Origin of the sequence: Pseudomonas sp. KB_15 (genome assembly GCF_052114525.1) — a bacterium.
In the GTDB taxonomy this organism is placed as follows: domain Bacteria; phylum Pseudomonadota; class Gammaproteobacteria; order Pseudomonadales; family Pseudomonadaceae; genus Aquipseudomonas.
In genome coordinates, this window is record NZ_JBFREX010000004.1 from 136,770 (window position 1) to 159,252 (window position 22,483).

At 59.6% G+C, this 22,483-nt stretch carries 22 protein-coding genes; 17 read left to right on the forward strand and 5 right to left on the reverse strand.

Features of this window, described 5'->3' with window-relative positions; translation table 11 throughout:
• Positions 1-10: 10 nt before the first annotated feature.
• Complete coding sequence (locus AB4Z35_RS07870; protein ID WP_007996375.1) at positions 11-2,266, forward strand: Orn/Lys/Arg decarboxylase N-terminal domain-containing protein; 2,256 nt, start codon at positions 11-13, stop codon at positions 2,264-2,266.
• 14 nt (positions 2,267-2,280) lie between these two features.
• On the forward strand, positions 2,281-2,895 hold the full coding sequence (locus AB4Z35_RS07875) for a GNAT family N-acetyltransferase (protein ID WP_442096560.1): 615 nt from the start codon (positions 2,281-2,283) through the stop codon (positions 2,893-2,895).
• Here AB4Z35_RS07875 and AB4Z35_RS07880 read toward each other — a convergent pair.
• Positions 2,861-3,754 (reverse strand): LysR family transcriptional regulator, encoded by an 894-nt coding sequence (locus AB4Z35_RS07880; RefSeq protein WP_442096561.1) that lies wholly within the window; start codon positions 3,752-3,754, stop codon positions 2,861-2,863. The two genes, AB4Z35_RS07875 and AB4Z35_RS07880, sit on opposite strands and share 35 nt — an antisense overlap.
• 88 nt (positions 3,755-3,842) lie before the next feature.
• Positions 3,843-4,070 (reverse strand): hypothetical protein, encoded by a 228-nt coding sequence (locus AB4Z35_RS07885; RefSeq protein WP_007996370.1) that lies wholly within the window; start codon positions 4,068-4,070, stop codon positions 3,843-3,845.
• Between the two features lie 175 nt (positions 4,071-4,245).
• On the opposite strand from AB4Z35_RS07885, the gene AB4Z35_RS07890 reads away from it, so the two are divergent.
• Positions 4,246-4,806 (forward strand): NADPH-dependent FMN reductase, encoded by a 561-nt coding sequence (locus tag AB4Z35_RS07890; RefSeq protein WP_442096562.1) that lies wholly within the window; start codon positions 4,246-4,248, stop codon positions 4,804-4,806.
• 283 nt (positions 4,807-5,089) lie between these two features.
• Here the strand turns inward: AB4Z35_RS07890 and AB4Z35_RS07895 are convergent, their stop codons facing one another.
• Positions 5,090-6,040 (reverse strand): DUF1853 family protein, encoded by a 951-nt coding sequence (locus AB4Z35_RS07895; protein WP_442096563.1) that lies wholly within the window; start codon positions 6,038-6,040, stop codon positions 5,090-5,092.
• Between the two features lie 117 nt (positions 6,041-6,157).
• On the opposite strand from AB4Z35_RS07895, the gene AB4Z35_RS07900 reads away from it, so the two are divergent.
• From AB4Z35_RS07900 to pepN, 6 genes are read left to right on the forward strand one after another with little or no spacing between them, the layout of a single operon-like run.
• Positions 6,158-7,048 (forward strand): NAD(+) kinase, encoded by an 891-nt coding sequence (locus AB4Z35_RS07900; protein WP_007996366.1) that lies wholly within the window; start codon positions 6,158-6,160, stop codon positions 7,046-7,048.
• The gene (locus AB4Z35_RS07905; protein WP_116261238.1) at positions 7,048-8,019 is read left to right on the forward strand and encodes a metallophosphoesterase; all 972 of its coding nucleotides are present in this window, start codon (positions 7,048-7,050) and stop codon (positions 8,017-8,019) included. The genes AB4Z35_RS07900 and AB4Z35_RS07905 overlap by 1 nt, the downstream gene beginning before the upstream one ends.
• A complete protein-coding gene (locus AB4Z35_RS07910; protein ID WP_442096564.1) occupies positions 8,016-8,885 on the forward strand; it encodes a rhomboid family intramembrane serine protease in 870 nt (289 codons plus the stop codon). Before AB4Z35_RS07905 ends, AB4Z35_RS07910 begins: the two co-directional genes overlap by 4 nt.
• 31 nt (positions 8,886-8,916) lie before the next feature.
• Positions 8,917-9,177, forward strand: coding sequence for a YeaC family protein (locus AB4Z35_RS07915; protein WP_007988613.1), 261 nt, complete (start codon positions 8,917-8,919; stop codon positions 9,175-9,177).
• Positions 9,174-10,004, forward strand: coding sequence for a DUF2797 domain-containing protein (locus AB4Z35_RS07920; RefSeq protein ID WP_442096565.1), 831 nt, complete (start codon positions 9,174-9,176; stop codon positions 10,002-10,004). Before AB4Z35_RS07915 ends, AB4Z35_RS07920 begins: the two co-directional genes overlap by 4 nt.
• 10 nt (positions 10,005-10,014) lie before the next feature.
• The gene (pepN, locus tag AB4Z35_RS07925; RefSeq protein WP_442096566.1) at positions 10,015-12,672 is read left to right on the forward strand and encodes an aminopeptidase N; all 2,658 of its coding nucleotides are present in this window, start codon (positions 10,015-10,017) and stop codon (positions 12,670-12,672) included.
• Between the two features lie 41 nt (positions 12,673-12,713).
• Here the strand turns inward: pepN and AB4Z35_RS07930 are convergent, their stop codons facing one another.
• Positions 12,714-14,762, reverse strand: a complete 2,049-nt coding sequence (locus AB4Z35_RS07930; RefSeq protein WP_442096567.1) for a hypothetical protein — start codon at positions 14,760-14,762, stop codon at positions 12,714-12,716.
• A gap of 375 nt (positions 14,763-15,137) precedes the next feature.
• On the opposite strand from AB4Z35_RS07930, the gene AB4Z35_RS07935 reads away from it, so the two are divergent.
• Together AB4Z35_RS07935 and AB4Z35_RS07940 are read left to right on the forward strand one after the other, a co-directional pair.
• Positions 15,138-16,190, forward strand: coding sequence for a WD40/YVTN/BNR-like repeat-containing protein (locus AB4Z35_RS07935; protein WP_442096568.1), 1,053 nt, complete (start codon positions 15,138-15,140; stop codon positions 16,188-16,190).
• A gap of 28 nt (positions 16,191-16,218) precedes the next feature.
• Positions 16,219-18,603 carry an efflux RND transporter permease subunit gene (locus AB4Z35_RS07940; protein ID WP_442096569.1) on the forward strand — a complete coding sequence of 795 codons (2,385 nt, stop codon included), beginning with the start codon at positions 16,219-16,221 and terminating at the stop codon, positions 18,601-18,603.
• Positions 18,604-18,789: 186 nt separating this feature from the next.
• Here AB4Z35_RS07940 and AB4Z35_RS07945 read toward each other — a convergent pair whose 3' ends face one another.
• Positions 18,790-19,509 carry a FadR/GntR family transcriptional regulator gene (locus AB4Z35_RS07945; RefSeq protein WP_442096570.1) on the reverse strand — a complete coding sequence of 240 codons (720 nt, stop codon included), beginning with the start codon at positions 19,507-19,509 and terminating at the stop codon, positions 18,790-18,792.
• Positions 19,510-19,714: 205 nt separating this feature from the next.
• Between AB4Z35_RS07945 and AB4Z35_RS07950 the strand changes: the two genes are divergently transcribed.
• The 6 genes from AB4Z35_RS07950 (at position 19,715) to AB4Z35_RS07975 (ending at position 22,476) form a co-directional block, all read left to right on the forward strand.
• A complete protein-coding gene (locus AB4Z35_RS07950) occupies positions 19,715-20,053 on the forward strand; it encodes a DUF5629 family protein (protein ID WP_007996351.1) in 339 nt (112 codons plus the stop codon).
• Complete coding sequence (locus tag AB4Z35_RS07955) at positions 20,046-21,215, forward strand: lactonase family protein (RefSeq protein ID WP_442096571.1); 1,170 nt, start codon at positions 20,046-20,048, stop codon at positions 21,213-21,215. Before AB4Z35_RS07950 ends, AB4Z35_RS07955 begins: the two co-directional genes overlap by 8 nt.
• Positions 21,216-21,371: 156 nt before the next feature.
• Positions 21,372-21,551, forward strand: coding sequence for a hypothetical protein (locus tag AB4Z35_RS07960; protein WP_007979950.1), 180 nt, complete (start codon positions 21,372-21,374; stop codon positions 21,549-21,551).
• Positions 21,552-21,768: 217 nt separating this feature from the next.
• On the forward strand, positions 21,769-21,894 hold the full coding sequence (locus AB4Z35_RS07965) for a hypothetical protein (RefSeq protein WP_442096572.1): 126 nt from the start codon (positions 21,769-21,771) through the stop codon (positions 21,892-21,894).
• A 115-nt stretch (positions 21,895-22,009) separates the two neighbouring features.
• The gene (locus AB4Z35_RS07970; RefSeq protein WP_442096573.1) at positions 22,010-22,222 is read left to right on the forward strand and encodes a hypothetical protein; all 213 of its coding nucleotides are present in this window, start codon (positions 22,010-22,012) and stop codon (positions 22,220-22,222) included.
• Positions 22,219-22,476 (forward strand): hypothetical protein, encoded by a 258-nt coding sequence (locus AB4Z35_RS07975; protein WP_442096574.1) that lies wholly within the window; start codon positions 22,219-22,221, stop codon positions 22,474-22,476. Before AB4Z35_RS07970 ends, AB4Z35_RS07975 begins: the two co-directional genes overlap by 4 nt.
• Positions 22,477-22,483: the final 7 nt, after the last annotated feature.

Genomic DNA, 22,483 nt, shown 5'->3' on the forward strand with positions numbered 1-22,483 from the left:
ACTGAGCCAAATGTATAAAGATTTGAAATTCCCGGTCCTGATTGTCCATCGCGACATCAAGGCCGACAGCGTCGCCGGCGACCGCGTGCGGGGGATTGCCCGGGAGCTGGAGCAGGAAGGATTCAGCGTCGTTTCGGCGGTGGACTACACCGAAGGACGACTGGTGGCGTCGACCTACCATGGCCTGTCCTGCATGTTGATAGCGTCTGAGGACGCCAGCACCCATTCCCATTTATTGCAAAACATGGCCGAACTGATCGGTCTGGCGCGAGTGCGTGCGCCGGATCTGCCGATCTTCGCCCTGGGCGAAAAAGTGACCCTGGAAAACGCGCCCGCCGACGCCATGGCCGAACTCAATCAGTTGCGTGGCATTCTTTACCTGTTTGAAGACACCGTGCCTTTTCTCGCCCGGCAGGTGGCCCGCGCCGCACGCAAATACCTCGATGGCCTGCTGCCGCCGTTTTTCAAAGCGTTGGTGCAACACACGGCGGACTCCAACTACTCCTGGCACACCCCCGGTCACGGCGGTGGCGTGGCGTATCACAAAAGTCCGGTCGGGCAGGCGTTTCACCAGTTTTTCGGGGAAAACACCCTGCGCTCGGATCTTTCGGTGTCGGTGCCGGAACTCGGTTCATTGCTCGATCACACGGGCCCCCTGGCTGAAGCCGAGGCGCGCGCGGCACGCAATTTCGGCGCCGATCACACCTTTTTCGTGATCAATGGCACGTCCACGGCCAACAAGATTGTCTGGCACTCGGTGGTCGCTCGCGATGACCTGGTGCTGGTGGATCGCAATTGCCACAAGTCGGTGCTGCACTCGATCATCATGACCGGCGCCATCCCGTTGTACTTGTGTCCGGAACGTAATGAGCTGGGGATCATCGGCCCGATTCCCCTGAGTGAGTTCAGCCGCGAATCGATCCAGGCCAAGATCGACGCCAGTCCGCTGACCAAGGGGCGTTCACCGAAGGTCAAGCTCGCGGTGGTGACCAATTCGACATATGACGGCCTCTGCTACAACGCCGAGCTGATCAGGCAGCAACTGGGCAATAGCGTCGAGGTATTGCACTTCGACGAGGCCTGGTACGCCTACGCGGCGTTTCATGAATTTTTTGCCGGGCGCTACGGCATGGGCACGTCCCGTGATGAAGACAGCCCGCTGGTGTTCACCACCCATTCCACCCACAAGTTGCTGGCGGCCTTTAGTCAGGCGTCGATGATTCACGTGCGCGATGGCGGCGCCCGACAACTGGACCGGGATCGTTTCAACGAAGCGTTCATGATGCACATCTCGACCTCGCCGCAGTACGGCATCATCGCCTCGCTGGATGTGGCTTCAGCGATGATGGAAGGACCGGCCGGGCGTTCGCTGTTGCAGGAAATGTTCGACGAAGCCCTGAGTTTTCGCCGGGCGCTGGCCAATTTGCGCCAGCACATTGCTGCCGATGACTGGTGGTTTTCGATCTGGCAACCGCCGTCGGCGGAAGGCATCGAGCGGGTCGTCACTGAAGACTGGTTGCTCCAACCCGATGCTGACTGGCACGGCTTTGGCGGCGTGACCGACGATTATGTATTGCTCGACCCGATCAAGGTCACGCTGGTGATGCCAGGGTTGACGGCTGGTGGCGCCCTCAGCGAGCGCGGGATTCCGGCGGCGGTGGTCAGCAAGTTCCTTTGGGAGCGAGGCCTGGTGGTCGAGAAGACCGGGCTGTATTCGTTCCTGGTATTGTTCTCGATGGGCATCACCAAGGGTAAGTGGAGCACGCTGCTCACTGAATTGCTGGAGTTCAAGCGCAGCTATGACGCCAACGTCAGCCTGGTCAGTTGCCTGCCTTGCGTGGCGCAAGAAAATGTCGCGCGCTATCAGGGCATGGGGCTGCGTGATCTGTGCGATCAGTTGCATGCCTGTTATCGCAGCAATGCCACCGCCAGGCACCTCAAGCGCATGTACACCGTACTGCCGGAAGTCGCGATGAAGCCGGCGGACGCCTATGATCAATTGGTGCGGGGTGAAGTCGAAGCCGTGTCGATCGATGCGCTGAACGGGCGGATCGCCGCGGTGATGCTGGTGCCGTACCCGCCCGGCATTCCATTGATCATGCCGGGTGAGCGCTTTACCGAGTCGACCCGCTCGATCATCGATTACCTGGCGTTTGCCCGCACGTTCGATAGCAGTTTTCCGGGGTTCGTTGCTGATGTGCACGGATTGCAACACGAAGATCAGGGCAGTGGACGGTGCTACACCGTCGATTGCATCAAGGAGTGAGGACCTTTCCCAGTATGCAGCCGGTTATAAATCCGAATTACCCAGGGTTGTCGGTACGGGTTGCCGATGAAGGTTTTGCCGCCTACATCTGGGGCAGTGATTTCAGTTTTGAAGTCGCGGCCTACGGTGCGGCCGAAATCGGCAAACCGGTAGCACAGTGGCCGGTCACCCCGATCACGCCCTATCGCAAGTGTTACGGCATCGACCCCGAGGAATTCATCAGCTTTCGCGATGGCGCCGACAGCGCGATTTTCATGGCGTATCTGGATGACCAGCCCGTGGGGCACCTGGTGGTCAGCACCAACTGGAACGGCTTTGCCCATATCGACGAACTGGCGGTGCACGCACCGGCCCGAGGGCATGGCGTGGCCAAGGCCCTGCTGGATGTGGCGCAATTCTGGAGCCGCAAGAAAAAGCTCCCGGGCATCATGCTCGAAACCCAGAACAACAACCTGGGGGCCTGCCGGCTCTATGAGCGCTGTGGTTACGTGATTGGCGGGATCGACCACCTGCGCTATCGCGGCATTGATCCGAACACCGCTGAAGTAGCGCTGTTCTGGTATCGACTGTTCGAAAACCCGCTGGAAAACCCGTTCAGTTCGTCAGCATCGCCACGGCTTGTTCCGTGATGATGGCCAACAAGGTCTGAACGGCTGGTGAAGGTTCGGCGTTTTTCAGGGTCAGGGCGTAGAGGCTGATCGGGACCGCTGGCGCCAGTGGGCAGGCGTCCAGTCCCGAGGCTTTGGCGCCGAGGGCGGTGAAGGGGTCGACGATGGCCAGGCCTTCGCCGGCCTCGACCATGCTGCGCATCATCTGATGCGTCTGGACCCGGGTCTGAATCACCGGGGCAGGGCGCAAACCGTGCAGTTTGTTTTCCAGCGCCGGGCTCAGCGGGTCGTGCCCTTCCAGGCCGATCATCGATTGGCCRGCCAGATCCTGCAGTGAAATGTATTTCTGTTTCGGTTGCAGCCAGCCGTGGGGCGCGAGCAACTGAAGTTTGCCCTGGGCAATCACCTGACAATCGAGGTCGGCGTGATCGGGGTCATGCAGGCTCAGGCCCAGGTCGCTTTCACGCAGCAGCAGGCTTCTGACGATGTCGCGGGTGGGCTGGCTCAGCAGTGTGCAAGGCGCGTCGGGCTGGCGTCGGCGCAGGGCGGCGATGCTGTGTGGCAATAATTGGTTAGCCAGAGGCGGGGTGCAGATGATGCGCAGCGGCGCCGCCAGGTATTGCCTGAGGCTGTTGGCCAGGCGCTGTACGGGTTCAAGCGCATCGTAGACCCGGACAATTTCCACCTGCAATTCCCGCGCTTCGCGGGTGGCCTGCAATCGTCCACGCACGCTGGCGAACAACATGAAACCCAACTGATCCTCGGCGTCGCGCAGCAAACGCTCGACTTCGGCCACCGGCAACTGCAGCCATTCGGCGGCGGTGCCCAGGTGACCGGTCTGCAGGAGCGCCTGGATCACTTCGATATGGCGTAAGCGCATGCGTGAAGTCCATGTTCAGCAGGTGGAGGAGTCAGTGGCTGAATCCTACCCCAAGTCCGCGCATATGACTTCTGCTCATAACGACGAGTTATGAAACGCTGGCGGTTTGCGGTTCGCGAGTAATGGTAATGCCGGTTTGCACCAATAGAAATTCATTGTCGTCGACCTTGTTGAGGCGGTCGCCAATGGCCAGCTTGTAGGTGGTGACAGGCCCTGAACCGTCTGCCGCCGGGGTGGAATCCTGGAACTCGTGCACCGAATAAATACGGCCTTCCGCGTCTCTTGCATGGAACTGACCGACGAGTACTGCTGCCATCTGCTTAGAACCTCTGGAGATAAATCACTCAATTTGCGGCACTGTAGACCGTACTTGGGCGAGGTAAGTTTTCCTACAGGAAAAAAATAGTCAGGGACGGCGTTTTCAGTCGCCCGCTGCCTGAATCGTCATCTATAACTACAAGCTCTCCATATCGGACAGTCGAGAAACTCCCATGAGCAACGTCTATACGATCGCCGTGCTGGTCGGCAGCTTGAGAAAGGAATCGATCAACCGCAAAGTCGCACGGGCCCTGGTAGAACTGGCTCCGGCCAATCTCAAGCTCAACATCGTCGAAATTGGCGATCTGCCGCTCTATAACGAAGACATCGATGGCGCTTCACCGCCGGCAGCCTACAGTACTTTCCGACAACAAGTGAGCTCATCCGACGCGGTGTTGTTCGTGACCCCGGAATACAACCGTTCGGTGCCGGCGCCGTTGAAAAACGCGATTGACGTGGGCTCGCGTCCGTATGGCAAAAGTGCATGGAGCGGTAAGCCGGGAGCCGTTATCAGTGCTTCGCCGGGGGCCGTCGGCGGGTTTGGTGCCAATCACAACCTGCGTCAATCCATGGTGTTTCTCAATGTGCCGATGATGCAGCAACCGGAGGCCTATCTGGGGAACGCCGGTTCGGCGTTCGACGAGGCGGGCAAGTTGTCCGAGTCGGTCAAGCCGTTCCTGCAAAGTTTCATCAATGCCTATGGGCAATGGGTTGAGCAGCACAAGAAAGTTTGATGTTGATGGCCAGCGCTTTGTCCTGCGAAGCGTTGGATAACCGGCAACAAAGCGTTTGTCGAAAACCTCGGCTGTTACGAACAAGTGCTGTCCTATGCCGAGTTGGCAAGCCTCGCCGATTGGCGGCGCTGGCTGTGCGGTTATCTCTTTAGACCGGGCTGGCCCCATCGCGAGCAGGCTCACTCCTACAGGGATCTTCAGTGGATACAAAACGGGAGTACGGCTGAGGCCCAATGTGGGAGCGAGCCTGCTCGCGATGGGGCCAGCCCGGACACAGAAAACATCAGGCATTACCCGGCACATTCGGCCAAAGATCCGCCACCAGAAACAGTCGCTCGGCCTCTTCCCAGTCGCCGTTGGCATTTTCCGTCAGGCGCACCAGCAACTGTGCCGGCGCCAGCGGGTCCAGGTCGTTGAGCCACGCCTGCATCTGTTCCGGGTTCCAGGTGTGCTCCGCCGAATAATGCGCCGGCGCCAGCCAGGCATGGCGGGGCAGGGGTTGCCAACGCCCCGGGGGGCTCTGGGCCAACAACGCCGGCCAATCCTTTTGATGCAACCAGCGACCTCGCAAATGCTGCGGATGGGCACCCGATGGCGGGGCTGCCTGTCCGGGCCACGGATATAGCAAATACCCTCCCAGCCACAAATGCGCGCTGAACGCATGGATGTCCAGCGACGCCAGCACCTCACGGCTCTCGGGGCGTGCGGAAATCGGCAATTGATGCTGGCTCAGGTGTGCCAGTTTGCGGTCGAGCCGGTCGTGGCACCCCGGACCCAGCCACTGGGCGGTGTCGTGCCCGTCGCCGGATTGCGGGCCGAGGTAGAGCTTGATCGCCAATTCCAGGTGATGCACGCCGTCGCGGTCGCGCAGCAGCATGTCCAGTTCACCCAGGGTGTGCCCTTCGCGGCGAATCGGCATGTTGGCGGCAATCAGCTCAATGCCCGGCGCATGCTGCACGGCAAATTGCCAGAGGCGTTCGTAGTACAGACCCAGGCGCCGGGTCCGGGCCTGGGCCAGCCAGTGCAGCAAGCCATAACTGTCCCGGTCCAGCTGGCGCAGCCAATGCTCCAGCCGTTGCGGTGCCTGCACCCAGTCGCTGCCGGCCAACGGGTGACGCTGCGGCCACGGGGTATCGCCCAGCATGGGCGGGGCGAGGATGACCCACGCCAGGTCACGCACTTCGGGATGGCGTAACTGATGGGGCAGGTGGAGCAAATCCGGAAATAGCATCATCTTGCGAGCATAGCCCGAAACCCGGGCACACCCTTGAAGCTGAAAGGATTTTGTCTACGGGCGGCTTTCGCCCATAATCGTGGTTTTCGCCGCCACGCAGATCCCCGCAGGAGCCCCATGGAGCAATTTCGCAATATCGGCATCATCGGTCGCCTGGGCAGTTCCCAGGTGCTGGATACCGTCCGCCGACTGAAACGGTTTCTGCTCGATCGTCACCTGCACGTGATCCTCGAAGACACCATCGCCGAAGTGCTGCCAGGGCACGGCCTGCAAACCTCGTCGCGCAAGATGCTCGGCGAAGTCTGCGACATGGTCATTGTGGTCGGCGGTGACGGCAGCCTGCTCGGTGCCGCCCGGGCGCTGGCCAAGCACAATATTCCGGTGCTCGGCATCAACCGCGGCAGCCTGGGCTTCCTCACCGACATCCGTCCCGATGAGCTGGAAACCAAGGTCGCCGAAGTGCTGGACGGCCACTATCTGGTGGAAAACCGCTTCCTGCTGCAGGCCGAAGTCCGCCGCCATGCCGAGGCCATCGGCCAGGGCGATGCACTTAACGATGTGGTGCTGCATCCAGGCAAATCGACCCGGATGATCGAATTCGAGCTGTACATCGATGGCCAGTTCGTCTGCAGCCAGAAGGCCGACGGCCTGATCGTCGCCACGCCGACCGGTTCCACCGCCTATGCGCTGTCCGCCGGCGGGCCGATCATGCATCCCAAGCTCGACGCTATTGTGATTGTGCCGATGTACCCCCATACCTTGTCGGGTAGACCCATCGTGGTCGATGGCAACAGTGAGCTGAAAATCGTCGTGTCCAAGGATATGCAGATTTACCCGCAAGTCTCGTGTGACGGGCAGAACCACTTTACCTGCGCACCGGGCGACACCATTACCGTCAGTAAAAAAGCCCAGAAGTTGCGGCTGATTCACCCGCTCGACCACAACTACTACGAAGTCTGCCGGACCAAGCTCGGCTGGGGCAGCAAGTTGGGGGGTGGAGGCGACTGATGCTCGATCCCGCGCGTAGCTACGACCTTATCGGTGACGTGCACGGTTGCGCTCTGACCCTGGAGCACTTGCTCGACCGACTCGGTTATCACAAGCAGGGGGGCGTTTGGCAGCACGCGTCGCGCATGGCGGTGTTCGTCGGCGATATCATCGACCGCGGCCCGCGGATTCGCGAGGCGCTGCATATCGTCCACGACATGGTCGAGGCCGGTCAGGCGCTGTGCATCATGGGCAACCATGAATTCAACGCGCTGGGCTGGAGTACGCCGGCGCTGCCCGGCAGCGGCAAGCAGTTCGTGCGCGAGCACACGCCGCGCCATGCCCGCCTGTTGCACGAAACCCTGACCCAGTTCGAACACCATCCGGGTGACTGGCACGACTTCCAGCAATGGTTCTACGAGTTGCCATTGTTCGTCGATGCCGGGCGGTTTCGCGTGGTCCATGCCTGTTGGGATGCCGGGCTGATCGAGCCGCTGCGGGCGTTGTTCCCCAACGGTTGTGTCGACGAGCATTTTCTTCAGGCGTCGGCGGAGTCGGGCTCCTTTGCCTGCACCGTATTCGATCGCCTGCTGCGCGGCACGGACATGCGCTTGCCCCATGGCCTGACCATGACCAGCGGCGATGGGCTGGTACGTTCGTTCTTCCGGACCAAGTTCTGGGAGGACGATCCGAAAACCTACGGCGACATCGTGTTCCAGCCGGATGCACTGCCGGAACCCGTGGCCCGGACGCCGCTGACGTCCAGCGAAAAGAACAGTTTGCTGCGCTATGGCATTGATGAGCCGCTGTTGTTCGTCGGCCACTACTGGCGCAGCGGCAAACCGGCACCGATCCGGCCGAACCTGGCTTGTCTGGATTACAGCGCGGTGCTCTACGGCAAACTGGTTGCCTATCGACTGGATCAGGAAACCCGCCTGGATCCGCAAAAATTCGTCTGGGTCGATGTCGAGCGGCCGGAGGTGCTGCAATGAGTGCTGTAGCGGTATTGCGTCTGCCCCTGGCTGTGGACTTGAGCGGGTTCGTCACCCTGCTCAAGCGCATGCAGGTGCCCCATCGGGTCAGCGAAGAAGCTGGCGAGCAAGTGCTGTGGGTGCCGGACAACATCAGTGAAGACGTGCGTGCGCTGTACGAACGCTTTCCGGCGGGTGACCCCGACCAACAGCTGGACATTCCGGTGGCGCAGACCATCACGCGTCCGGGGTTCGTCGAGCAATTGAAATATGCCAGGGCCACCGCGCTGGTGCTGCTGCTGAGCCTGATTGTCGGCGCGGTGACCATGCTGGGCGACAACCTTGGAACGATGCGCTGGCTGACCTTCCTCGAGTTCCGCGTGGTCGGCGAATACCTTCACTTCACGCCGCTGGCCGACAGCCTGGCGGCGGGGCAGTGGTGGCGCCTGTTCACGCCGATGCTGATCCACTTCGGCATCCTGCACCTGGCGATGAACGGCATGTGGTATTGGGAGCTGGGGCGGCGCATCGAGTCGCGCCAGGGCAGTATCAACCTGATCGGCCTGACCTTGCTGTTCAGCCTGGTGTCCAACTACGCCCAGTATTACTTCAGCGGCCCGACCTTGTTCGGCGGTTTGTCCGGCGTACTGTACGGCCTGCTCGGGCATTGCTGGATCTTCCAGCTGCTGGCGCCGAACCCGGCTTATCGCTTGCCGCGTGGCGTGCTGGTGATGATGCTGGTGTGGTTGCTGCTGTGCCTGTCCGGGCTGGTCTCGATGATCGGCTTCGGCGAAATCGCCAACGCGGCCCATGTCAGCGGGTTACTCATCGGATGCTTCACCGGTTTGTTGGGCGGTTTGTATAACCGCCGTAAACTGGCCGCCTAATTCAGATATGCAATAAAGAGACGGAGACCCAATGTCCTCTTTTAACGAAATGATCAAGAACATCACCTCCGATATCTACGAGAGCCTGAAACTGGCCGTGGAAATCGGCAAATGGTCCGACGGTGGCAAACTCACCGCCGAACAACGCGAGCTGTCGCTGCAGGCGATGATCGCCTGGGAAATCCAGAACCTGCCCGAGGACCAGCGTACCGGCTACATGGGGCCGCAGGAATGCGCCTCGAAGTCGATCGAAGTGCCGAACATCCTGTTCAAGTCGGATGCCATCCATTGATCGAGATTGGCCGCGGTGCAATCAGCAAAATGTCGGCACGCCTTGACGGGTCGAACGTGCAATATGCTTTGCGTCTGGGTGAAACCGAGGTTCCGGTCAATCCGTTGATCGGCACCACGGTGCGCCTGGAATACCTGGGTGCGATCCACTGCATCCATTGTGGGCGCAAGACCAAGACCAGTTTCAGCCAGGGTTACTGCTACCCGTGCATGACCAAACTGGCCCAGTGCGACGTCTGCATCATGAGCCCGGAGCGCTGCCACTACGACGCCGGTACGTGCCGTGAACCGGAGTGGGGCGAGAAGTTCTGCATGACCGATCACGTGGTGTACCTGGCCAACTCGTCGGGGGTGAAAGTCGGGATTACCCGTGCTACCCAGTTGCCGACCCGCTGGCTCGACCAGGGTGCGAGCCAGGCCTTGCCGATCATGCGCGTATCGACCCGCCAGCAGTCCGGTTTCGTCGAGGACCTGTTCCGCAGCCAGGTGGCCGACAAGACCAACTGGCGTGCTTTACTCAAGGGCGATGCGGTGGCGGTGAACCTGGCCGAGGTTCGCGATCAACTGTTCGACAGCTGCGCTGAAGGCCTGCTGGGGTTGCAGGAGCGATTTGGCTTGCAGGCGATCCAGACCGTTACCGGTGTCGAGCCGCTGGAAATCCGCTACCCGGTCGAGCAGTACCCGGCAAAGATTGTCAGCTTCAACCTGGACAAGAACCCGATTGCCGAAGGCACGCTGATGGGGGTCAAGGGCCAATACCTGATCTTCGATACCGGCGTGATCAATATTCGTAAATACACGGCTTACCAGCTCGCCGTGCATCAGTAAGGACTCCAGCATGCGCACCGAACAACCGAAGATGATTTACCTGAAGGACTATCAGGCGCCCGAGTACCTGATCGACGAAACACACCTGACCTTCGAGTTGTACGAGGACCACAGTCTGGTCCATGCGCAACTGGTGATGCGCCGCAATCCCGAGCGTGGCCCGGGCCTGCCGCCGCTGGTGCTGGACGGCCAGCAGCTGGAACTGCTGTCGGTGACCCTGGCCGACCAGGAGCTTTCTGTCTCACAGTACCAGCTGACCGAGAATCACCTGACCCTGCACCCGACCAGCGCTACCTTCACGGTCGATACCAGCGTCAGGATCCACCCGGAAACCAACACCGCGCTGGAAGGCCTGTACAAATCCGGCACCATGTTCTGCACCCAGTGCGAGGCCGAAGGCTTCCGCAAGATCACCTATTACCTCGACCGCCCGGACGTGATGAGCACGTTCACCACCACGGTGGTCGCGGAACAACACAGCTATCCGGTGCTACTGTCCAACGGCAACCCGATCGCTTCCGGTCCCGGCGAAGATGGCCGGCACTGGGCGACCTGGGAAGACCCGTTCAAGAAACCGGCGTACCTGTTTGCGCTGGTGGCTGGTGACCTGTGGTGCGTCGAAGACAGTTTCACCACCATGAGCGAGCGCAACGTAGCGCTGCGCATTTACGTCGAGCCGGAAAACATCGACAAATGCCAGCACGCCATGAACAGCCTGAAGAAATCCATGCGCTGGGACGAAGAGGTCTACGGTCGCGAGTACGATCTGGACATTTTCATGATCGTCGCCGTGAATGACTTCAACATGGGCGCCATGGAGAACAAGGGTCTCAACATCTTCAACTCCAGCGCCGTGCTGGCCAAGGCCGAAACCGCCACCGACGCCGCGCACCAGCGGGTCGAGGCCATCGTTGCCCACGAATACTTCCACAATTGGTCGGGCAACCGCGTGACCTGCCGCGACTGGTTCCAGTTGTCGCTCAAGGAAGGCTTCACCGTGTTCCGCGATGCAGGTTTCTCCTCGGACATGAACTCGGCCACGGTCAAGCGCATCCAGGACGTGGCGTACCTGCGCACCCACCAGTTCGCCGAAGACGCCGGCCCCATGGCCCACGCCGTGCGCCCGGACAGCTTCATCGAGATTTCCAACTTCTACACCCTGACCGTGTACGAAAAGGGCTCGGAAGTGGTCGGCATGATCCACACCCTGCTCGGCGCCGAAGGCTTCCGCAAAGGCAGCGACCTGTACTTCGAACGCCATGACGGCCAGGCCGTGACCTGCGATGACTTCATCAAGGCCATGGAAGATGCCAATGGCGTCGACCTGACCCAGTTCAAGCGCTGGTACAGCCAGGCCGGTACACCGCGTCTGGCGGTGAGCGAGTCCTACGACGCCGCGGCGAAAACCTACAGCCTGACCTTCCGCCAGAGCTGCCCGGAAACCCCGGACAAGGTGCAAAAGCTGCCGTTCGTGATCCCGGTCGAGCTGGGGCTGCTGGATGCCAAAGGTGCAGCGATTGCCCTGCGTCTTTTCGGTGAAGCGTCGGCGCAAGGTACCTCGCGGGTCATTTCCGTGACCGAAGCCGAGCAGACCTTCACCTTCGTCGACATCGCCGAACAACCGTTGCCATCGTTGCTGCGTGGCTTCTCGGCGCCGGTGAAACTGAGCTTCCCGTACAGCCGCGACCAGTTGATGTTCCTGATGCAGCACGACAGCGACGGCTTCAACCGCTGGGATGCCGGCCAGCAACTGTCGGTGCAGGTGCTGCAGGAATTGATCGCCCAGCAGCAGAAGGGCGAAGCATTGGTGCTCGATCAGCGTCTGGTGTCGGCGTTGCGCACGGTGCTCTCGGACGAGTCGCTGGATCAGGCCATGGTCGCCGAAATGCTCTCGCTGCCAAGCGAAGCGTACCTGACCGAGATCAGCGAAGTGGCGGATGTCGAAGCCATTCACACCGCCCGTGAGTTTGCCCGCAAGCAATTGGCCGATGCGTTGTTCGATGGCCTGTGGTTGCGTTATCAGGCCAATCGCGAATCGTCGAAGCAGACGCCGTATGTGGCCGAAGCCGAGCATTTCGCCCGTCGTGCCCTGCAGAACATCGCGCTGTCGTACCTGATGCTCAGCGGCAAGCCAGAGGTTCTGGCGGCGACGCTGGAGCAGTTCGACGCGTGCGACAACATGACCGAGCGCCTGACCGCACTTGCCGTGTTGGTCAATTCACCGTTCGAAGCCGAGAAAGCCAAGGCACTGGCCAGTTTCGCCGAGCACTTCAAGGACAACCCGCTGGTCATGGATCAGTGGTTCAGCGTCCAGGCCGGCAGCGTGTTGCCGGGCGGACTTGCACGGGTCAAGGCGTTGATGCAGCACCCGGCGTTCAACATCAAGAACCCGAACAAGGTGCGGGCACTGGTCGGTGCGTTTGCCGGGCAGAACCTGATCAACTTCCATGCGGCGGATGGTTCGGGGTATCGCTTCCTGGCGGATCTGGTGATCGAGCTGAACGGTTTCAATCCGCAGATTGCTTCTCGCCAGTTGGCGCCTTTGACTCGCTGGCGCAAGTATGACGATGCTCGTCAGGCGCTGATGAAAGGGGAACTGGAGCGGATTCGTGCTTCGGGTCAGTTGTCTAGCGATGTGTATGAAGTAGTCAGCAAAAGCCTGGCTTGATCCTGCTGCCGCGCAGTGCCAGTCACTGCGCGGCGTGCAGGTTACGGCAGCGAGAAAAACTTCGTGGCCAGTTCCTTGTCGATGTGGCCGCGATAGATGTCTATTTTCTGGTGAGGGTTTTGTGCCTTGGCCAGTACCGAGTCATACGTTTCGAAGCGCTGTTCGTTGATTTTCAGGCTGGCCGCGGTGTAATTGTCCTTGGCATCATTTGATGCTTTGTAATGAAAGTGTGCATACCACAAGGGCCGTTTGTCACGGTTCAACAGGACGTATTCCTGCAAAAAGTCCTGGCGTCCGGTTTTCAGTTGTTTGCGCTCGCCGACTATTTGCAGATGAATTTCGTTGCGACTCAACAGATACTCCACGGCTTCGCTGGTAGGGGCTTGGGCCAGGGACATTTGGATGCGCAGCTGCGTTGCCTTGTCGTTGATTGTTTGCGCCCTGACCCGTAGGTATTTGACGAGGTCGGCATCCGTCTGCGAGTTTGACGGTGCGTTTTCATGGTCTTTCAGGCGGTCCGCATAGTCGATCAGATTCTTTGCCGTGTTCTGCAAGCTCTCTTCGATTCCCTTTGGATGGCTCGTCCCTCGTGCGTAGCCCTCGAATTTCTGCATCAGTTCATCGATTTTTGCCAACGCTTTTCGAGCATCGCCCTTGAGCTGCGGGTAGGGAGTGACGCGCGCTTTCGGTGCGGTTTTTCTCGCTTCGACGATTTCTACCCAGTCATTCGGTTTATGTTCGCGGAACGAGGCCAGTGGCTGGTCTTCGAAAGGGCTTCTGACGTCGACAATGTCTGTGCCCTGATTGGCAACTCGAGCCCGAACCTCTCCGATCAATGTGCCTTTGACAGTGTGGATGACCCGCTTGCGGGAGGGCGATGTGGCGGGAAGTTCCGCTTTCGATGTCGGGGACGGCGTTTCAGCGTCCGCCCGGCTCTTCAGTTCATCAGCCAGACGGCTCTCGGCCTTGTTGCGCAATTCTCCAACGATTTTACACATATGGGCGAACCGGTCCGGCTGCAATTCATCGGATCTTAAGATTTCAATACTGGTGAGCCCGACCATTGCTGTGTCGTAGTGTTTGACCAGGTTATCCAGTACGGCAATACGATCGTCGCTTTTATAGTGCTTTGAGGCTTGAAGCTCAATATGGGACGTGGACACCAACAGCAGAGGCTCCATAACGTCTTGCAGTGCTGCTGACGTGTCGCTGCAAGGCTCCTTGGCGCTGAGGAAGCGCAAGGTGACCAGTTGGCAGACCATGGTACTCAGCACGTTAGCTTCATTTTCGGGCCTGTTGCTGGTCAATCGCTCCAAGGCCTCGACCCCCTGGTGCGACATCCCTTGAAGTTGGAGAAGCCGGCTCCCCACCTCCGTATGGAGCTTGAGCACCGTTTCGTAGCTTTTGCAGCTCTCGCCCATGTATTCCAAAAAACCATCCACTACGACAGTACCTTCGGTTAGCAGGGCTGTAGCGAGCTGCGCCGCATTACTATTGGAGTGGGTGTACTTGCACTTAGCGGCTTCGAGATCCAGGCCCGCTATGTCGATTTTCGCGCGAGCATTGTTGACCAGATTTGCCAGCAGGTTGCACTGTAGTTGAGTAGCATCACCCCCCAAAGTAATCAATTCCTTGGTCTCGGCGAGTAACGTGACATAGCTTTCGCTTTGAGCATCCAGTTTCTCGGCGTAGCCTTGCCTGTACCTCGCCCGTATCTGTTCAGGGAATGACGAATCGTCTTTTGTTGCCCGCACGAGGTTGTACGCGGTATCAACGCGCTTTTGTATTTGCGTCTGTTGCCCCAGGTACGTCTCGAAACTCTGCGTTAGCTCTGCAATGCGTTGCTGCTTTTGGGCCTTCATTGCGGCGATTCTATTCTTGCTGCCACCCCCGGGCGGCTTGGGTCCCGCCGCAGATGAATCACGCCCCGGCTTTTTTTTCGCTGATTGCGTGCACGGCACAAAATCCGCTTGTCCCTGGTGAACGAGTTTCACCGCTTGTGCAATGGGTGTGGGGTCTATTGGGTGGTCGCTGTTTGCGAGACGGCTGCTGCATGGGGGGCCGCTTGCGCCGTTTGGGGGTTTAGGCATTTCTTGCCGTCCATGGGGAGTCAATGCGCGCCACCATAAGGGGGGCGTCAAGTCGGGTTCTGACAAAAAACGCTCATGGTTACAATTCGCCTGGCTGCATGAACAAGCCAAACACGGGCATAGGCCGTGCATAGACAACTCGATCACCCTGCGCAATACCCGACCATTCACCCGGGCCGCATCCCCCCCGGTTAACAAAAGATAACGTGGCGTCGATTGTCAGACATTAAAAAACACCGATAGGATAAGCCAGCTTCCGAAGGGGCTCTGGATTGCGGGTTTCAGGACTATGCTCTGAAACAGCCGGTCCAGACACGCACCCTTGAGGCGCCCAGAAAGGTTGAACGACCTAACAATAATAATGGGGGAAGGTTTATGAGTGAGCCTGTCATGGGTGTGGGTATCTGCCGCCCGCCGGCACTACGCAAATTCGCGTTGCTGGCCACAGCGCTCTCGCTGTTGGGCTCTGCCATGCTGTCGGCGCCTGCGCTGGCTGCGGCAGCGCCAGCATCCGACGTTGTTTATTCCATTGAATCCGCCAAGGCTGCCAAAAGCCTGATGCTCGATGTCGTCCACGCCGGCAAGCGCCTGGTGGCGGTCGGGGATCGTGGGCACATCCTGTATTCCGATGACCAGGGCGCCACCTGGACCCAGGCCAAGGTTCCGACCCGGGCATTGCTGACGTCGGTGTTCTTTGTCGATGACAAGCACGGCTGGGCCGTCGGCCACGACGCGCAGATCCTCGCCAGCGAGGACGGCGGCGTCACCTGGACCAGGCAATTCGAAGATCTGAAACGCGAATCGCCGCTGCTCGATGTCTGGTTCAAGGACGTCGACAGCGGCTTTGCCGTGGGCGCCTACGGCTCGCTGATGGAAACCACCGACGGTGGCAAGCATTGGGAAGACGCCAGCGACCGCCTGGACAACGAAGACCAGTACCACCTGAACGCGATCGCCGCGGTCAAGGACGCCGGGCTGTTCATCGTCGGCGAGCAGGGCAGCATGTTCCGCTCCGCTGATTGGGGCCAGACCTGGGAGAAGCTCGAAGGTCCGTACGAAGGCTCGCTGTTTGGCGTGATCGGCACGGCGCAGCCCAATACGCTGCTCGCCTACGGACTGCGTGGCAACCTTTACCGTTCCACGGATTTCGGCAGCACCTGGGAGCAAGTCGAGCTCAAGGCTGAACGTGGCACTCTGGAATTCGGGCTGTCCGGCGGCACGCTGCTCGACGATGGTTCCATCGTGATCGTCGGCAACGGCGGTTCGGTGATTCGCAGCAGCGACAATGGCGAAACCTTCAAGGTGGTCAACCGTCCAGACCGTATTTCGGTCTCGGCAGTGACTGCGGCAGGCAATGGCAATCTGGTTCTGGCCGGGCAGGGCGGCGTTCGCGTCACCTCGCCAAACGGCACTGAGTCGGGCAAATGAGCCGGGTTAATAATAAGAAGGCGGAGCTATGACTTCCTTGAGTACTCATCACCAGGACAAGGCGACGTTCCTCGAGCGCCTGATCTTCAACAACCGCCCGGCAGTGATTACGATCTGCCTGCTGGTCAGCATTTTCCTGTTCTGGCAGGCGACGCTGATCCGTCCGTCCACCAGCTTCGAAAAAATGATCCCGCTGGAGCATCCCTTCATCCAGAAGATGATGGAGCACCGCAACGATCTGGCGAACCTGGGCAACACGGTGCGGATCTCGGTGGAAGCCACCGATGGCGACATCTTCTCCAAGGAGTACATGGAGACCCTGCGTCAGATCAACGACGAAGTGTTCTACATCTCCGGTGTTGACCGTTCCGGCCTCAAGTCGCTGTGGAGCCCGAGCGTACGCTGGACCGAAGTGACGGAAGAGGGCTTCGCCGGCGGTGAAGTGATTCCGCAAAGTTACAACGGCTCCCAGGCCAGCCTCGATTTGCTGCGCAACAACGTGCTCAAGTCCGGTCAGGTCGGGCGGTTGGTGTCCAACGACTTCAAGTCGAGCATCGTCGACATTCCGTTGCTGGAGTCCTACCCGGACCCGCAGGACCAGGGCAAGCTGCTGGCGCTGGACTATCGCCAGTTCTCCCACGAACTTGAAGACAAGATCCGCACCAAGTTCGAAGCCCAGAACCCCAACGTGAAAATCCACATCGTCGGTTTCGCCAAGAAAGTCGGTGACCTGATCGATGGCCTGGTGATGGTGGTGATGTTCTTCGGCATCGCCTTCGTCATCACCCTGATCCTCTTGCTGTGGTTCACCAACTGCCTGCGCAGTACCGTCGCCGTATTGAGCACGACGCTGGTGGCGGTGGTCTGGCAACTGGGGTTGATGCATTTCTTCGGCTTCGGGCTCGATCCTTATTCGATGCTGGTGCCGTTCCTGATCTTCGCCATCGGTATTTCCCACGGCGTGCAGAAGATCAACGGGATCGCCTTGCAATCGAGTGAAGCGGACAACGCCCTGACGGCGGCGCGTCGCACGTTCCGTCAATTGTTCCTGCCGGGGATGATCGCAATCCTCGCTGATGCCGTGGGTTTCATCACGCTGCTGATCATCGATATCGGCGTGATCCGTGAGCTGGCCATTGGCGCGTCCATCGGTGTGGCAGTGATCGTGTTCACCAACCTGATCCTGTTGCCGGTGGCGATTTCCTATGTCGGCATCAGCAAGCGTGCCGTGGCCCGCAGCAAGAAAGACGCAACCCGTGAACATCCGTTCTGGCGCCTGCTGGCGAATTTCGCCAGCGCCAAAGTCGCACCGGTTTCCATTCTGCTGGCGCTGATCGCCTTTGGTGGCGGCCTCTGGTACAGCCAGAACCTGAAAATCGGCGACCTCGACCAGGGTGCTCCGGAACTGCGTCCGGACTCGCGCTACAACAAGGACAACAACTTCATCATCAACAACTACTCGACCAGTTCCGATGTGTTGGTGGTGATGGTCAAGACCAAGTCTGAAGGCTGCTCGCGCTACGAAGCCATGGCGCCGATCGACGAGCTGATGTGGAAGATGCAGAACACCGAGGGCGTGCAGTCGGCGATTTCCCTGGTGACCGTGTCCAAGCAAATGATCAAGGGCATGAACGAAGGCAACCTGAAATGGGAAACCCTGTCGCGTAACCCTGATGTGCTGAACAACTCCATCGCCCGCGCCGACGGTCTGTACAACAACAGCTGCTCCCTGGCGCCGGTGCTGGTGTTCCTCAACGATCACAAGGCCGAGACCCTGGATCGTGCGGTGCATGCGGTGCAGGAGTTCGCCAAGGAAAACAACAAGGAAGGCCTGGAGTTCATCCTGGCTGCCGGTAACGCCGGGATCGAGGCGGCCACCAACGAGGTGATCAAGAAGTCCGAGCTGACCATCCTGGTCCTGGTGTACATCTGCGTCGCGGTCATGTGCATGATCACCTTCCGCTCGTGGGCGGCGACCTTGTGCATCGTGCTGCCTCTGGTGCTGACCTCGGTACTCGGCAACGCCCTGATGGCCTTCATGGGCATTGGCGTGAAAGTGGCGACCCTGCCGGTCGTGGCGCTCGGGGTGGGGATTGGCGTGGACTACGGCATCTACATCTACAGCCGTCTGGAAAGCTTCCTGCGTGCCGGCTTGCCCCTGCAAGAGGCGTACTACCAGACGCTGAAGTCCACCGGTAAGGCCGTGCTGTTCACCGGTCTGTGCCTGGCCATCGGCGTGTGCACCTGGATCTTCTCAGCCATCAAGTTCCAGGCTGACATGGGGCTGATGCTGACCTTCATGCTGTTGTGGAACATGTTCGGTGCGCTGTGGCTGTTGCCGGCACTGGCGCGGTTCCTGATCAAGCCGGAGAAACTGGCGGGGCAGAAGGGCAACTCGCTGTTCGCCCACTGATCGATGCTGGAATGAAAAAGCCGCAACCTCAAGGTTGCGGCCTTTTTTTATATCCCAAATTCGCACCAGTCCCCTGTAGGAGCGAGCTTGCTCGCGATGGTCGTCAACGAAAACGCTGGTTGGCAGGTGCCCCGCGGTGCTCTCCGGTTTATCGCGAGCAAGCTCGCTCCTGCAAGGGGACGGTGATCAGGCAGGATCGCTGCCCAGCACTAGATTCAACGCACTGCGCGCGTCATCGAGTTGCACCAGCGTTGCATGCCTTGCACCCAGGGCATCGCGGTTTTCGATGGCGGTCAGGATTGCCTTGTGCCTGGGCAGCGCCAGTTCATGCAGGTTCGGTCGCTGGTTCGAATGCTTCAAGGCTTCGGCAATGGCCACCGAGAGCATGTTGCACAGGTTGGCCAGCAAGTCGTTGTGCGTGGCGTCGGCGATGCGACTGTGGAAGTCCAGGTCCGGCTGCAACAGCGCCTCCGGTGTCGGCGCGGCTTCCATGCGTTGGTAGGCCTCACCGATTGAGGCAATGTCTGCCTCCGTGGCGAATTGCGCGGCGAGGGCGGCAGCGGCCGGTTCGATGATGCTGCGCACACTGGTAAGCAGGTCGAAAAACTGGTTCTGCGGACTGCTCTGCATCAGCCAGTGCAGCACGTCCGGATCGAGCATGTGCCAGTCCTTGCGCGGCTTGACCACAGTCCCGACTCGCGGGCGGGAATACACCAGGCCCTTGGCAACCAATACTCGGGTGGCTTCGCGCAGCACCGGCCGGCTGACCGCATATTCTTCGCACAACAGCACTTCGGCGGGCAGTTTGTCGTCCGGTAGAAAACGTCCCGAGACGATCTGCATGCCCAGCTCCTGGACGATGCGCGAGTGCATGCTTTTGCGGTCGGAGGGTTTGCGGTAATCCATGGGGAGCGGCGCGGACCTGTGCGATGAGGTGTCGCGCATGATAGCAGGCACGGCGCAAGCTTGAGGCGGGCGTAGATCAAATGTGGGAGCGGGCTTGCTCGCGAATACGGTTGTGCATTCAACATTGATGTTGACTGACAAATCGCTTTCGCGAGCAAGCCCGCTCCCACAGGTTGGTCATTCCAACCGAGGGAAATGGGGTTCGATGAGCTATCATTGCGTTTTTCTCATTCAAAGACTGATTGCCATGACTGCCCCTACCGATACCTTGCTCAATGCCCTCGAACACTGCGGAATGGTGGAAATCGACGGGCTGCATGCCTTCGAATTCGCCCTCGACGAGTTCGACAACCTGCACATTGAATGCATGGATGGCCGTGCGGCCAAACACTGGGAGTTCACCCCGGCGCAGATCCAGGCCGCGACCTTCGACAACTCGCTGCAAAGCTGGTTGATCACCGGTGATTCGGGTGAACACCGTTTGGTGTGCCTGGGTGATGTCGTCAGCGGCGACAACGAAGATGATGACCAGGACGATGCGTAATCTCTGGCCACTGTTGATGGCCGGCAGCATCGGCGCGATGAGCGTCCAGGCTGCATCCGCCGACGACTATCAACTGCTCGTGGGCTCCTACACCGCCGGTCAAAGCCAGGGGATCTATCGCCTGGCTTTCGACAGCGCCACCGGGCAGATCGATACCAGACCCCTGCAAGTGATCAAAAGCGAAAACCCGTCGTGGCTGACCCTGTCGAAGGACCGACGATACCTGTTCGTGGTCAATGAAAACGGCCCGGGCCAGACCGATCCGGTCGGGCGCGTCAGCAGTTACGCCATTGATCCCAAGACCCACGCGCTGAGCCTGATCAGTCAGGTGCAAAGCCTGGGCAACGAGCCGACCCATTCCAGCTTCAGTGCCGATGGCAGCCATTTGTTTGTCAGCAACTATTCGGTGGCCGAAGACCCGGGGGGCACCCTCGCGGTGGTGCCGGTGGCGGCCGATGGCAAGCTCAAACCGGTGGTGCAGATGAGCAGCCACCCGGCAAGCCGGGTCAATCCTGAACGGCAAATGTCGGCCCACGTGCATTCGACGATACCGTCGCCTGACGGCAAGTATGTGTTCGCCAACGACCTGGGGGCGGATAAGGTGTTTGCCTACCGCTTCGACCCCAAGGCCAACCCGGAACTGCCGTTGACCCCGGCCACCCCGGCATTCGTGCAGTTACCGCCGGGCAGCGGGCCGCGTCACTTGCTGTTCAGCGCCGATGGCAAACACGCCTGGCTGACCATGGAAATGAGCGCGCAGGTGGCGGTGTTCGATTACCACGACGGCACACTTGAGCAGACGCAGATGGTCGATCTGGCTGCCGGGCAACCGGTTTCAGACAAGGCCGCGGCGGCGTTGCATGCCTCAGCCGACGGCAAGTTCCTCTACGTCAGCAACCGTGGCACGGCCAATCAACTGCTGGTGTTTGCCATCGATCCGGCGACCGGCCACCTCAGTGAGCTGCAACGCCGGGCGGTGGAAGGCGATCATCCGCGGGAATTCAGCCTCGATCCGAGCGGCAAATTCCTGTTGATCGCCAACCAGAAGAGCAACCAGATTGTCGTCGTCGAACGCGACGCCAGGACCGGTCTGCTGGGCAAGACCGTGCAAAAACTGCCGATGGACGCCCCGAGCGACCTCAGGTTTTTGCTGCGTCAATAAGCCGCAGGCCCCGGTTTGTGGGGCCTGCCTGCTCTTATTAATGACGCTGATATCTGGTAATGCTACAAAGCATTTCAAGGCATGAACCCTCGAGGGTTAAGTTTGCTTCACGGCCCCACCGGGCAAGCAAGCCAACTGAATCCGAGGAATACCGCCATGAACTTCAACATCTTCTCTGTCATCGCCGCTTCCGCCATTTCTGCCACCGTTGCGCTGCCAGCCAGTGCCAACGTTGAAATCAGCGACAAAAAAGCCCACACCCAGAGTTACACCCAGAAATACCTGCAACAGAGCGCCAACTTCTATGCCGCGCTGGACCACAAAACCCAAGCCTGAACGTTCACCCCTGCCTTTATGCAGGAGCGAAGTCACTGATGATCGAAGACCGTGGTGTTCAAAGCCAAGTGTCGAAAACGATCAGAGTGATGTCGCTCCTGCATAACGCATTTGCGACAGTATCAGTTTGCCATTAATGTCGCGCTTGATGTCACATCGCCATACGTTTAAATTGACGCTGATTTTCTGACTCCTCCTCACGGCAAGGATCGGCAGCATGGTGATGCGTCTGGCATTGGTTGTTCTTTTCCTCTATTCAACCCCCATTTTGTCGGCGGCTGGCCCTGTTCAGGGTGAGCCGGATGCTGCCCGCGAACGCTTGATAGATTTTATTGCAGACTGAAATAGTCTGGCTTAATGATCAATGAAGTTGATGGTCACTATGGATAACCCTGAGTGGTTACCCAGGCTTTTTTGATCGATTCTGTGGGCATTGAAACATGCCTGCGGAGAACATCATGGCCAGCGCAATTCTCACTTCTGCCAAACACGGCGCCTATGTGGCGATCGGTCTTTACCTTGCCATGGCGTTGGTGGTCAGCCTTTGCGCCCAGTCGCAATCCACCTTCGAAGCACCGATCCAGGTCGCTCATCCCGGCATCCAGTTTGAACACCGTGCGCAAAACGCGAGCGTTGATCAGGCTGAACTCGCAGGAGTCGCCGGCGCATGAAAGGGCACAGACTTTGGGTCATCGCCTTCCTCGCGTTGATGACCAACGGATCCTCCTTGCTGGGGATCGGGCAGGGCTCGGCGGGCTCGGTGGCACGGGCCATCGAAGCCAATCACAACATCGCTCGCAACATCGAAAACGCCAAGGCCCAGGGAATGCTGGCCGGCAATCCACCTATCAGGACTGAAGGGGTGGCTTTCGGGCCGTTCCAGGTCGATTGCTCGGTGATCGGGATGTGTGAGGTGTTGGCCTGAAGCCTGC

What these genes read in the sequence shown, in the direction of transcription:
- AB4Z35_RS07970 (WP_442096573.1), top strand. Translation starts at nt 22,010, where the DNA reads ATGGCCAGCGCAATTCTCACTTCTGCCAAACACGGCGCCTATGTGGCG.
- AB4Z35_RS07885 (WP_007996370.1), bottom strand. Translation starts at nt 4,070, where the DNA reads ATGGCAGCAGTACTCGTCGGTCAGTTCCATGCAAGAGACGCGGAAGGC.
- AB4Z35_RS07960 (WP_007979950.1), top strand. Translation starts at nt 21,372, where the DNA reads ATGAACTTCAACATCTTCTCTGTCATCGCCGCTTCCGCCATTTCTGCC.
- AB4Z35_RS07900 (WP_007996366.1), top strand. Translation starts at nt 6,158, where the DNA reads ATGGAGCAATTTCGCAATATCGGCATCATCGGTCGCCTGGGCAGTTCC.
- AB4Z35_RS07965 (WP_442096572.1), top strand. Translation starts at nt 21,769, where the DNA reads ATGGTGATGCGTCTGGCATTGGTTGTTCTTTTCCTCTATTCAACCCCC.
- AB4Z35_RS07975 (WP_442096574.1), top strand. Translation starts at nt 22,219, where the DNA reads ATGAAAGGGCACAGACTTTGGGTCATCGCCTTCCTCGCGTTGATGACC.
- AB4Z35_RS07940 (WP_442096569.1), top strand. Translation starts at nt 16,219, where the DNA reads ATGACTTCCTTGAGTACTCATCACCAGGACAAGGCGACGTTCCTCGAG.
- AB4Z35_RS07930 (WP_442096567.1), bottom strand. Translation starts at nt 14,762, where the DNA reads ATGCCTAAACCCCCAAACGGCGCAAGCGGCCCCCCATGCAGCAGCCGT.
- AB4Z35_RS07890 (WP_442096562.1), top strand. Translation starts at nt 4,246, where the DNA reads ATGAGCAACGTCTATACGATCGCCGTGCTGGTCGGCAGCTTGAGAAAG.
- AB4Z35_RS07935 (WP_442096568.1), top strand. Translation starts at nt 15,138, where the DNA reads ATGAGTGAGCCTGTCATGGGTGTGGGTATCTGCCGCCCGCCGGCACTA.
- AB4Z35_RS07955 (WP_442096571.1), top strand. Translation starts at nt 20,046, where the DNA reads ATGCGTAATCTCTGGCCACTGTTGATGGCCGGCAGCATCGGCGCGATG.
- AB4Z35_RS07945 (WP_442096570.1), bottom strand. Translation starts at nt 19,509, where the DNA reads ATGGATTACCGCAAACCCTCCGACCGCAAAAGCATGCACTCGCGCATC.
- AB4Z35_RS07905 (WP_116261238.1), top strand. Translation starts at nt 7,048, where the DNA reads ATGCTCGATCCCGCGCGTAGCTACGACCTTATCGGTGACGTGCACGGT.
- AB4Z35_RS07915 (WP_007988613.1), top strand. Translation starts at nt 8,917, where the DNA reads ATGTCCTCTTTTAACGAAATGATCAAGAACATCACCTCCGATATCTAC.
- AB4Z35_RS07910 (WP_442096564.1), top strand. Translation starts at nt 8,016, where the DNA reads ATGAGTGCTGTAGCGGTATTGCGTCTGCCCCTGGCTGTGGACTTGAGC.
- AB4Z35_RS07895 (WP_442096563.1), bottom strand. Translation starts at nt 6,040, where the DNA reads ATGATGCTATTTCCGGATTTGCTCCACCTGCCCCATCAGTTACGCCAT.
- pepN (WP_442096566.1), top strand. Translation starts at nt 10,015, where the DNA reads ATGCGCACCGAACAACCGAAGATGATTTACCTGAAGGACTATCAGGCG.
- AB4Z35_RS07950 (WP_007996351.1), top strand. Translation starts at nt 19,715, where the DNA reads ATGAGCTATCATTGCGTTTTTCTCATTCAAAGACTGATTGCCATGACT.
- AB4Z35_RS07870 (WP_007996375.1), top strand. Translation starts at nt 11, where the DNA reads ATGTATAAAGATTTGAAATTCCCGGTCCTGATTGTCCATCGCGACATC.
- AB4Z35_RS07875 (WP_442096560.1), top strand. Translation starts at nt 2,281, where the DNA reads ATGCAGCCGGTTATAAATCCGAATTACCCAGGGTTGTCGGTACGGGTT.